This window comes from Streptococcus mitis (genome assembly GCF_047460035.1).
Classification (GTDB): Bacteria; Bacillota; Bacilli; order Lactobacillales; family Streptococcaceae; genus Streptococcus; species Streptococcus mitis_DW.
On the sequence record NZ_JASHHB010000002.1, the window covers coordinates 264,791 to 276,292 of the forward strand.

Below are 11,502 nucleotides of genomic sequence, written 5' to 3' on the forward strand. Positions count from 1 at the left end.
TTACCTTCCCCTTAATTAGAAGCCATTTTATCAGGATCCGTACTCATGATATCAAACAATTGAGTACCTTGAGGAATCTTATTTTTAAAAGGAACGACAACTGAACCAGCTTTTATTAGTCCTGCGCCTTTTTCTGGATTGACTAAGTATTTTTCGAGTTCTTTTGACAAGCCTAAGAGTTGAACCAGTTCTTCTCTGTCATTTTTTGCTTGCTTGAGGAGAATCATAAATTCACTATTTGCAATAATTCGTCTACCATTTGGATCTAACAATAAGGTTTCGACGTTTTGAGTTATTCCAGTCGGACTGGCTCCATATTTTCTGACACGACTCCACAATTTAAAGAAGAAATCACTGGCATATTTATCTAATAAGAGAAGCTGCATTTCATCAAAATAAATCCAGGTCTTCTTCCCTAATTTTTGGTTCCGAACAACACGATTCCATATCTGATCAAACACTACCATAAGGGCGATTTGTTTCAGCTCATCTCCTAACTTCTTAACGTTATAAATCAAGAAATTAGATCCTGTCTGAATATTGGTCTTATGAGAAAAAATATCAAGAGAACCTTCGACATACAGTTCCATATCAAGTGCCAAATTTTGCGCTTCTTCTTCTGGTTGTTGACTCAAGACAAAAACCCATTCTTCCAAAGAAGGCTCTTTAAATGACTGATAGGTAAGTCTGGTGACTCGGTCGATAATCGATTTTTCTCTCCCATCCATTTTTCTATCCAATAACTTGCCAATAAAGGATAAAAGAAATTCTGATTTTACTTTTACAGGATCTTCATCCATATTTTCCTCAGACAAGTCAAGAACATTGAGATAGGTTTGGGAATCGGGCGCAATATCAATCATTTCTCCCCCAAAAGCCCGTCCAATGACACTGTACTCTGCTTCTGGATCCACAATGATAATTTCAGTATTTTCACCAGATTCCTTGATTTTGGTCGTGATAATTTCATGCTTGGTTGCCATCCCTTTCCCAGCTCCAGATGTTCCTAAAATCAGACCAGACGGTGTATTTAATAGGCTACGATCAATGGTAATAATATTGCTTGAGATTTGATTGATACCGTAATATTTCCCACTGCGGTCTTGTAAGTCTACTGAAGTCCAAGGTGAGTTCACTGCTACATTAGATGTTAATAAACTCCGTGATACTCCCTCTAAAAAATCACAACCAAATGGCAGCAAACTATTAAAGGCTGCTTCTTGCATATATGGAAGTTTATCAATCATTAGGTCATTTGAGCCGGCCACTTGTTGAATAGTGTCTAGGGCTTGTTTGAGTTCTTCTTCATCCTGACCAAAGACACCAATCAAGAAGACTGTTTGAAATAGTTTATCTCCTGTCTCGGTCATGGTTTTTAAGAGTTCCTCAGCTTCATCGATATTGCTTTCTAATACATGACCTACTTTTTCCAAATAGATACCTGTTCGAGCAAGTTTTTGTTGTTCCCCAATCTTTTGGGATTCCATTAAGGTCTTCTTTGTTCGTAGTTTCTTCATGGCATCTGCCTTGGTTGAACTTTGTGCATGGAGGCTCACAATCAATTCCAAATCTCCTTGCATGAGGTCTCGGATAAACTGATCCCCTAATTCCATGCCGTAGTCTCTTACATAGACAATCTGTAATAAGCGGTCATTGATTTGTAGGTAATTCTTGTTTTTAAAATCCAAGAGATTAGGTGCTATGAAGTGACGAGTTGTCTGACCAGATCTGGTTAAATCACGGTAAGAAAAAGGAAGATGGTGTTCTCCTCTAAGCATATCGGCCAACAAGTTGACACGGTCTTCTCCAGCCAAGGATTCAAATCGAGCATCAATTTCTGAGAAACCACTCTTGAAATATTCTCCTATTTGGGACAAGGAACGATAGGCTTGTTTGGGATTAGATTCCTTTCTACCAAAGCTAATCAGTTTAACAGCCGAAAAGTTATTTTCGCCACTGTCTAAATTCTGATTCATCATCCGATTCAATTCTTTACGATAGGTATCATACCCATCTTCTTTTTCCTCATACAAAACACTTTGTCTGAACTTTTCTAAATTCAATCTTTTATTAAAGATAGTCAATTGGAAGTTGGTTTGGTCATCTAGTGAGTTAATCAAATCAGAATACTTCTCAATGATTGCGCCCTTATCTTCTAAACCAACGGTCTGGTAATTGACATCACCAAGTAAATAGCTTTGTGAGAAATAATCTTCTTTTACCTGCATCAGACCATTTTGATACAGGGCTTGATAGGAAAGAGTATTAGCCGTTGAGGGTAACACTTCCTCTTTTTTCCCTTTAACTTCTTCCTTTTTATTAGTCATTGAAGTTTTTTGTTTCTTTAATGTATTTGATTTTCTTTTCATGTTCAGGTCCTTTCTTTCCTGTAATTGTGCGTAGGGGAACCGTTAATTCAAAATGAAGACGGTATTTCAAATAATGTTCAAAATATAAATCATTGGGTTTATAGACTCCAAAAAGCATTAGGGGGATGGTAAAAGCAAACACAAAACCGTAAACAAACCAATCTCCAAATTGCCAGAAAAAGAGATTCAAGCCCAAAACAATAATTGTGACAATAAAGGCTGGTAAAACAAAGATGATTTGTCTTGTGGTGAAACCTAACCAAGCCCTGTGTTGGTATTTTGAGATGTCTTTAAAGACACGTGTATTCATTACTTTCCTTTCTAAAAAGGCTAAGAAGCAATCACTTCCTAGCCTTTATCTAATTACATACCTAAGATTGAGCGAGCCGTACGTTGAGAACCAACGAGGGCAATAATCAGTAAGATAGCTTGTACCAAACTACCAAACATAATCGCAAGTGATTGCAAGACTCCTGCACCATTTGAAACAGCTATTTTTCCAGCAGATTCAAACAAAGGAACAAGAGAAACAATCAGAAAAATGAGAACCCCTTGTACCGCATAGACCATAATATTTTTTAAATAGCCAATACCAATAGACTTCCACTCATCACTTAAAAATGTTGGAATCGTAAGAGGGGCAAATGGAATCATAAGGTAAAGTTGAATAAATCGAATGGATACCAAAAGATTGACCATGGCTGCACTTACTATCCGAACAAGCCAAATGAGGAGGGCGAAAAAGCCCACAATCATCCGGCCAATAAATCCTGAACCTTTTAATCCAGAGAGTGTATCATACTTTGCCCCACCGTGAGCCACAATCGAGGCCACTTGTTCAATGGCGTGACTCGCAATCCCGATGATGGCTTCTACAATCACGGTAGTGTTAGTAATTACAACTGCGACCATGATATAACTAATCAACATCGGCGCCAATGCTTCAAAGGTCATCGCTCCACCAGAGTTAGCAATTTTCTTTGCCATCTTCGAAAATTCTAGGATGAGAACAACTGATAAAATCGCAACTCCAAGAGGTTGCATGACACTTTTAGTAATACTTGACATATAAGTCCAAACAGTTGGATTATAGCTAGATAGAGATTTAATCAGATCTACCGTAGATTGTAAATCCACATTAAATCCTTCAAATAAATTTTCAGCTGATATTTTTTCAGATGCAAGGTAAACAAAGGGTGAGACTAAACTAAGATTCATGTCATTGTTTATCCTCCTAAATTGAAATTTGAGTTACAAAGGCTCCAGCAGCCCCTACCATAACACCACCGACAATTTCAAGAATGGCATTTCGAACACCTGGTCCACCATCTTTAATGTTGGTTGCAAGGTTGACAATCCCTACAACAACGAGAAAGGCACCAACCGCAATCAATCCCTTCTGTAACAAAGACATAGCTTGTGCAAACATAGCACTTGCGTCTACTCCATAAACAAAACCTTTAAAATGCGTAATCATCTATTTCCTCTTTTCTATTTTTATTTTAAACTAGATTCAAAAGTTAAATCACGAATTCTAAGGCCTTCAAGATGATTTTCTTTTCTTTGATTCAAAGGATTGATTTGATAGTTCCACCACCGTTCATCGCTTTCTTGATTGGCTAGGTACTTCCAGTTTGGATGCTTGGTTGAATTGTATTTTTTGCTTTTAAAGACAGGCATATTGGCAATTCGAACCAAGCATTCATGCCGTTTCATATTTCCGACTTCATCAGGTGTCATTAAATCACGAGCAATCTTTTGATGAGAAAGGGATCCTGAACCTGTCTGGCCAAAAGAACGACTCGTATTTCGAACATCAATGGTTTGTTTACCGAGTAAGCCACTCATAAATTTAAAGGTATCTTCATCATTACCACCTAAGTAGACTAAGCTATCACAGTTCCCCAAAATGGTTTTCCAAGCTTCTTTTTCTTTATAGAGCCCTTGAAGTTGGGCAATATTTTGAAGAATAGGAACGAGACTCATATTTCGAGAACGGACTGTTGAGGTTTGTTCAGCAAAATCTGGAATTTCTCCGATGTTTGCGAACTCATCTAAATAGACTCTCACATGAAGAGGCAATTGACCCTTAAAATCAATATCTGCTTGTCTTGTTAGGGTTTGGAATACGGTTGAAAAAAAGAGGGCTGAAAGAAAGCGAAAGGTACTATCGTTATCTGGGATAACTAAGTAAACCATTGATTTTTCCTTGCCCCATGTCTTCATATCAAGGGTATCTCTTTTGGTCAAATCCATGACACTTTGAATATTGAAGAGGGCAAATTTAGCAGTAGTTACAGCTATAACAGAATCCAGAGTCTTATCCTTATAATTTTGAAAATCTGCCCAATTTCGCATGGTAAAATTTTCAGTTCCATACTTTTTAGCATAATTTTCAAATAGAATTTCTAAGACACTTTTTTCTTGATTTTCACCCTTGGATAAGTGTTTAATGAGTTTTGAGATTTCAGCAAAACTTGGATAACGCCCTCGTTTTTTTCGCTCTTCCACTTCTTTTTTTTGACGTTTCAACAAGTTTTGGTATTCCTTTTGACTTAAACGACTTTCTTCTATGAGCTGTTCTCTTGTTTTAGGTGGATTATAGAAATCGACCAAGTAGGAGGCTAAAGCTCGGACCAAAGTCATAGAAGCTTCATCCCAAAATGGATCACTACGAGAGCCAGAACCTTTGGTGTTATTGAAATAAACCGTCAGCATGCGATTCAAATCATTTTCTGTCTCTATATAGCGAAAAGGATTGAAGCCATCTGAGTTCTTCATATTGACTAAATCTAGCACCTTTACTTGGTAGCCATGTTCTAAAAAGAGTTTGCCTGTTTTTTCGGCCAAGTGATCTTTAGGATCCACGACAATATTTGAACTATTCATCTGAATCAGATTGGGTTTCACAAAGCGAAATGTCTTCCCACTTCCTGAACCTCCGATCACCGCAATATTCTTATTTCTATCATATTGGGGTGGTTTTTTATCTAATAATGTCAAACGAACATCCTGTGCTAAGATCGTATCATGAGAAAATTCTTTACCGTAAAAGAGCTTCTTTTCTTTTAGAGTTCCAAAACGGGCGCTCCCGTATTCTACCCCTTCTCGGTATTGTTTTTTACCAGTCTCTAGATAGAGATAAACCAGCAACATCATCACAAAACCTAGTAGAAAAAAAGCACTTGATTTTCCAGTAAAAGAAACATTCCATGGCGACTGAAGAACTTCATCTTGACCTTCCATTAGAAGATGAGTCCATTTATCTAAGCTATTTCCAGTATAGGAATCATACAAAAGCGTCAAACGATGAAAAAGATAGCCTAGTAAGATACCTAACAGTGAGAATAGTAGGAATTTCTTTCCACTGTACATCATCTCACCATCTCTTTCTGTTTGACGGCTCCTTCTTGTCTAAAGGTAATTTGAGATTTAGCCTCATCAATTGCTTGGTCTAGTGACTTATCCATGGTAAAATCAGCTAATTTCTCCGGATCATTAACCATTATTTCTAACAGATGGTCTAAATGATTGTCTAGAATCGAACGGTCTTTCGTGTAGAAATGCAGAGAATCCCCTTGCCAAGCGATGGCTAAAGGAATCTCTTCTTTTTCTAAAAAAGCTTTAAATTTCTCTATATCAATTGGTTTGTCTAAAAAATCTTTTTTCAGATTAATCGTATCAATCGAATAAGGAGATTGTAGCAATTCTTCTAATTTCTGCACCCCTATCTTATAGGCGGAATCCTGTGCTAAAGCCTGACGTCTAGACCATTCTAGAATCTTTAAAAGACTTTTTACAGTAAATAAAAGACTACGCTCAGCATATTGAACTGCCATTCGTTCCTGTTGTTCAGAGGACATCTGATGCCTCCTTCTTAACAAATAGCAGCTTTCCTTCTTTATAACGATAAGCTATCAATTTCTGACGTTGCTTAATCGACTTGATAACCTGCAGTAGATCTCTCGAATAAGGTTCTCGAAGAGTAACTTCTACTGCTTTCCCATCAACGATACCAACACGTTTAAATTCAATGTAGTCTTTTTTGAGATGTCCTAAGCCCATACCAAAGGGAAAGTGATGAATCAATTGGATGGTACATCCACCTTTATTTCCCATTTGTTTCAAATCATACAAGTTTACTACCTTCATGATTAACTCCTTTATCTAGTTTGTCGCATCGTTTAAGTCTGGTAACGATAAACTCCGTGTCTGTTAGAAAATTCTCACACACGTCTTGTGCCAGTTGCCCTTCACAGGGTAATACTCTCAGTCCCTACTTACACAGGCACGCTAATCAAGACGGAGTGGATTCAATTTTCAAAGAACAGGTAGCTTTATTATAGACAAGAGTAGTTGAAATTTTTATCACATTTTTGGAGTTGTTGGGATGCAGTTTACTATTTATAGTAAATATGATTGAAAAAAATTTGAACAATTTTTCAAACCACAATTAAACTAATGTTTTTCAGTACAAAAATCTTAATATAGATATACTAAGTTTGTTTTTTTCACGTTTTTTCATTATTTTCAATTATTTTCAATAAAAATATTGACAAAAATATTAATTAATGATATTTTTAATACAAGGAGGAATTTAATATGAACATCTTATTAGTAAACGGATATCAAAAACATGATTTCTGTAAAGGCGAACTTAACTTTAGCTTATACAATATTTTTTAAATAAATTACGGCATCATCATAATGTACAGCTATCTTCAGTAGAATCATATGATATTGTTGATGAAAGAAATAAGTTTTTATGGGCTGACCTAATTATTTTTCAATTCCCAATTTATTGGTTTAATGTTCCAGGAAAATTAAAATTGTATCTTGATAATGTATTTGAATATGGGCAGTTTTACTCATTTGCTGATAAATATGGAACTGGTGGACTCATGAAAGGGAAAGAATATATTATATCTTCAACATGGAATGCACCAGAATATACTTTTAATGATTCCAATGAATTTTTTAATGGTAAAAGTGTAGACGAAATTCTAATATCATTTCATAAAGCAATGGAGTTTTGCGGATTTACACAAAGAGAAACTTTATCATTTCATAATGTAGTAAAGAAACCTAACTTTGAACAATACAAAGCAAAACTAGAACAATACATTGATGACAAAATTAACAAATAATTAGTTTTAATATTAAAAAGGTGAAAATGTTAACAATATTCAACTTTAAAAATAAATTAAGTATTCATGAACAATTAGATCTGTTAAAACTTTTCAATGAAGGAAATGTTAAAACAGAATTAATTATTTCACCAATAATACCTGTTAACGACAATGAATATTCTTTTTCAATTGCTTCGCAAAATATTGCTATCAAGGGTCGAAATGTTGGTGATTTAACTTGTGAACATCTCAATTACTATAATATAAAATATGCATTTGTCGGCCATCTAGAACGTCAAAAATTCTTAAATGAAACTAAAGATATCATTCGTTCAAAAATAAAACAGACATTAGTTGGAAATATAACTCCTATTATTTGTTTTGGCAAAGATAAAAATTATATTGCTGAGATACATCAACTTTTATCAGGAATTCAATTTCAAGGAAAAGAAATTATTATAGCATATGAAATTCTAAGTGCAACATTGAGTGGAAAAAAGGACTACAGTTTAGAAGAAATTTCTAATCATTTAACTATGCTAAAAAGGTATTTGTTCATATCTAGTCAAATATATAATTTTAAATATAAATTAGTATTTGGAGGAGGTGTACAATGTAAAGACATCCCTGAAATTATTAAATTAGGATTTGATGGAGTATTGATTGGAGATCGAACAAATACGTTATTAGAAGTATTTAATTTTTTAAATCAAAAAGAATTTTCCAACTAGTAAAAAATAAAAAAAGGAAAAAGTCATGACAAAAACAATTCTTGTTACAGGTGGAGCTGGCTACATTGGCTCCCATACCGTTAAAGCTCTTTTAAATGCTGGCTACCAGGTGCATGTCCTAGATAATCTCTCTACAGGAAATCGTTCGGCTGTGGATAGTCGTGCTAGCTTTAAGCAACTAGATGTTTATGATTCTAGTGCCCTAAAAGCTTACTTAGAAGAAAATCAGATTGATGCTGTTCTTCATTGTGCGGGTGAGATTGTTGTGAGCGAAAGTATTGAAAATCCAAGTAAATACTTCACTGCCAATGTTGCGGGTATGAACCAAGTTCTCAAAGTCTTATCTGAAGTTGGCATTCAAAAAATCATGTTCTCTTCGACTGCTTCCCTCTATGGTAATAACTGTATTGACAAGCCAGCTACTGAAGATACCCTGCTCGACCCTGTCAATCCTTATGCAGAAACAAAATTGATGGGCGAACGAATGATTTACTGGATGGCCAATCGCTATGATTGGAAATATGTCATTTTCCGTTACTTTAATGTTGCTGGGGCTGAAATGGATGCTTCAAACGGTCTACGTGTGAAAAATCCAACTCACATCATTCCCAATATCAACAAAACCGCATTGGGACAAAATGATAGCCTAAAAATATTTGGAGATGACTACGATACACGTGACGGTTCATGTATTCGAGATTACATTCATGTCTTGGATCTTGCACAGGCTCATGTTAAAGGAATGAACTACCTATTTCAAGAAGACAGTTCTTCTCAAATCTTTAACTTAGGAACTGAAAAAGGCTATACCGTCAAAGAAATCTTTAAAACTGCTGAAGAATTACTGAATCAAAAAATACCACACGAAATTGTTGCTCGCCGTGCTGGTGACCCAGCTAGCGTCCTAGCAGACGCATCAAAAGCTAAACAATATCTTGACTGGCAAGCTAGCTACTCCCTCGAAGATATTATTTTATCGGATTATCGTTGGCGTGTTAAAGAAGGTAAAAACATTTTGGAGTCATAAATCGTAACCAGCTCTCTGTGAACTACACCTCATGAAACAAGACTGAGTTATATTTACTTAACAAGGTGAGACTAGGCAAAAGTCTTTAAAATTAGAAAACGCATAGTATCAGGGTGTTGAATCCTTGATATTATGCGTTTTATTGTCGAAAAATTTGCTTTGTTTTCTCCTCAAATTGAGTTTTTGTCCAGCCTTACTTTTATTCATAAAATATTCTCCACTATTAAATTCATGAAATTAATATTTGACTTTATTTTCAACATTAAAATTATTCGCATTTTAAAACATTAAGATAGCACCTCCGTATAAGATTGTAACTTATCAGTTACCTTAAATAGCTGGGCATAATAAAATAATTTATGTAAGTGAATTTGATTTTGTTGAAAATATTTCTTAAAGGCTGGTGCAATAATTTGAAGATCCACCTGATGAACTGGTCTTAGACATTCAACCAAAACTCGTTCAATTTCATAAACTTTAATAAATTGACCAGGAAGACGCTCTATTTCAATAATTCCTTCACTATAGTGAGAGCGTAAGATAATAGGACATATATCTGCTTCCTTAATGTTTTTGGTATTCGTACCATAAGGAAAACTCATTGTCATGTTAAAAGGGATAGTCAAAGATAAACCATGTAACCAAAGTGCTGTCTCCAAAGAAAGGATTCCCTTTGGAAATCGATACTGAAGGACAAACCACTCATCTAAATAAATATCAGGTAAGCGATATAACCCTTTTTCTTCAGCATTGATTTTTCCTTCTGTAACCATTTTCAATAAGATTTTGTAGTGTAAATTTTCATCTACTACTTGTTTAAAAGTTAAAAAACCATACTGATTGAAAGAGTTCATCAGTTTTTCTCTTTTATCAACCATTTCATTCTCCTTTCTTAGAAATAAATTCATTTAGTTTTTTATTTCAAACTGAATCTATAAGTAAGCTAGACCACCTATTATAAAGAAGAAGTAAGCCATGGACTAATAGGTTCCACTCCAAATGAAGCCCTAGAAACATTTCTGGTAAAAACATACAAACAGCAAGATAAAACACTTGTCAAAGAAACTCTGATGTCTAATTTTCTGACCAACTTCAATAAAATTTCTCAATACAGAAATTCTTCAACCATACTCACATTGATTAAGAAAAGAATAGTGATGTAATCATGATTTCAATTTTTAAATCATGATGCCCATTTTACCTTTCTTGCCTTAGCTGGTTTAAATCGAATCTTATTAATGAGTCTAAGCTCTATTTCTCTACAATCTGTAACGGAGGTATCATTGATTTTAAGGCTTCTTGGAAAGTATTGATTACCTTTTTCATGTGATAATTCTACTGTATAACTGATACCATTACTTAATTTAAAGACTACAAAATAAATATGATCTCTTTTAAATCGGCGACCGACTCTTCTATTCAAAATGCCATCAGTTGTATAGAATTTACACTCCATTACATGTAACATTTGATAAAGCAACAAGGTTCCAACTATTTTGAATTTATTTTCGTTGAACCAACCATTATCAGCTTTATTAAGACGTTCCAATGTCCAATCATCTTTTAATCCTTCAAAAATACTCCCTGCATTATTAGTTGGTAAATTAACATGATGTTCTCTAGATAATCCTAAAAGATGAGGAATGGAGGAATTTGGGACTGATAGAATAATTTCAGGACAGTTCTCCATATTTGTCTGATAAATATATTTGTACTGAGAAACATTTTTCTCAATAGTATTGGCCAAGCAATCCATCTTAACATTGAGAATATCAATCTTTCCATCAAAAGTCTTTAGCCATTCCAAAGTATAAGTCATTTGAATTTTCTCCTAAAAAAGAGAAGGAAGCTCCTGCTTCCTTCTCTCCCACGTATTGAGTTTCACCTCACGCTAGATATGCCCTATCTGTTCCTCAAGGGTAGGCAGTCCTGCTATTCTTTTTCTCAACAAACAGTCTGAACTGAGAGCGGAGCCCACAGGCGGGTGCAGACCATATCCACTAGCCCACAAGTAATTATATCATTTAATTACTTTCATTATACGCAATTAGTCCATATTTGTCAACAATTACATTCATTATGAATATCTAAATAAATCAGGCCACCTATTTTAAACAAGCAGCAAACTATAAACTAGTAGGTTCCACACCAAATGTAAACCCATACTTCCCCATAAGTCAGATTTATAGCGCACCATCCCTAAAAACATCCCAAGTGAAACATATAAACACCAAGCTAGAATGGTT

12 protein-coding genes and 1 pseudogene are annotated in these 11,502 nt (G+C 34.9%); 3 read left to right on the forward strand and 10 right to left on the reverse strand.

What is annotated here, in order from left to right:
• Positions 1–11: 11 nt before the first annotated feature.
• From QM956_RS03115 to QM956_RS03145, 7 genes are read right to left on the reverse strand one after another with little or no spacing between them, the layout of a single operon-like run.
• Positions 12–2,369, reverse strand: a complete 2,358-nt coding sequence (locus QM956_RS03115; protein WP_414302217.1) for a VirB4-like conjugal transfer ATPase, CD1110 family — start codon at positions 2,367–2,369, stop codon at positions 12–14.
• Positions 2,320–2,679: a PrgI family protein gene (locus tag QM956_RS03120; protein WP_001097589.1), complete on the reverse strand. Its 360-nt coding sequence runs from the start codon at positions 2,677–2,679 to the stop codon at positions 2,320–2,322. The genes QM956_RS03115 and QM956_RS03120 overlap by 50 nt, the downstream gene beginning before the upstream one ends.
• A gap of 53 nt (positions 2,680–2,732) precedes the next feature.
• Positions 2,733–3,587 carry a VirB6/TrbL-like conjugal transfer protein, CD1112 family gene (locus QM956_RS03125; RefSeq protein WP_001054259.1) on the reverse strand — a complete coding sequence of 285 codons (855 nt, stop codon included), beginning with the start codon at positions 3,585–3,587 and terminating at the stop codon, positions 2,733–2,735.
• A 16-nt stretch (positions 3,588–3,603) separates the two neighbouring features.
• Complete coding sequence (locus QM956_RS03130) at positions 3,604–3,846, reverse strand: hypothetical protein (RefSeq protein WP_000627865.1); 243 nt, start codon at positions 3,844–3,846, stop codon at positions 3,604–3,606.
• A gap of 20 nt (positions 3,847–3,866) precedes the next feature.
• Positions 3,867–5,744 carry a VirD4-like conjugal transfer protein, CD1115 family gene (locus QM956_RS03135; protein WP_414302223.1) on the reverse strand — a complete coding sequence of 626 codons (1,878 nt, stop codon included), beginning with the start codon at positions 5,742–5,744 and terminating at the stop codon, positions 3,867–3,869.
• A complete protein-coding gene (locus tag QM956_RS03140) occupies positions 5,744–6,232 on the reverse strand; it encodes a hypothetical protein (protein WP_414302218.1) in 489 nt (162 codons plus the stop codon). The genes QM956_RS03135 and QM956_RS03140 overlap by 1 nt, the downstream gene beginning before the upstream one ends.
• Entirely contained in the window at positions 6,222–6,521 is a 300-nt protein-coding gene (locus tag QM956_RS03145) for a hypothetical protein (RefSeq protein ID WP_044791545.1), read from the reverse strand. Before QM956_RS03145 ends, QM956_RS03140 begins: the two co-directional genes overlap by 11 nt.
• 450 nt (positions 6,522–6,971) lie before the next feature.
• Here QM956_RS03145 and QM956_RS03150 point away from each other — a divergent pair.
• From QM956_RS03150 to galE, 3 genes and pseudogenes are all read left to right on the forward strand, one after another.
• A pseudogene (locus QM956_RS03150) lies at positions 6,972–7,516 on the forward strand (NAD(P)H-dependent oxidoreductase).
• Positions 7,517–7,542: 26 nt separating this feature from the next.
• Positions 7,543–8,229 carry a triose-phosphate isomerase gene (locus tag QM956_RS03155; RefSeq protein ID WP_061864594.1) on the forward strand — a complete coding sequence of 229 codons (687 nt, stop codon included), beginning with the start codon at positions 7,543–7,545 and terminating at the stop codon, positions 8,227–8,229.
• A gap of 25 nt (positions 8,230–8,254) precedes the next feature.
• Positions 8,255–9,256 carry a UDP-glucose 4-epimerase GalE gene (galE, locus tag QM956_RS03160; RefSeq protein ID WP_134973959.1) on the forward strand — a complete coding sequence of 334 codons (1,002 nt, stop codon included), beginning with the start codon at positions 8,255–8,257 and terminating at the stop codon, positions 9,254–9,256.
• A gap of 287 nt (positions 9,257–9,543) precedes the next feature.
• On the opposite strand, the gene QM956_RS03165 is transcribed toward galE, so the two are convergent.
• From QM956_RS03165 to QM956_RS03175, 3 genes are all read right to left on the reverse strand, one after another.
• The gene (locus QM956_RS03165; protein ID WP_061864593.1) at positions 9,544–10,134 is read right to left on the reverse strand and encodes a type IV toxin-antitoxin system AbiEi family antitoxin domain-containing protein; all 591 of its coding nucleotides are present in this window, start codon (positions 10,132–10,134) and stop codon (positions 9,544–9,546) included.
• A 305-nt stretch (positions 10,135–10,439) separates the two neighbouring features.
• The gene (locus QM956_RS03170; protein ID WP_414302219.1) at positions 10,440–11,075 is read right to left on the reverse strand and encodes a hypothetical protein; all 636 of its coding nucleotides are present in this window, start codon (positions 11,073–11,075) and stop codon (positions 10,440–10,442) included.
• A 291-nt stretch (positions 11,076–11,366) separates the two neighbouring features.
• Positions 11,367–11,502: CPBP family glutamic-type intramembrane protease (locus QM956_RS03175; RefSeq protein WP_414302224.1), on the reverse strand; the 136-nt coding region annotated here is incomplete at its 5' end.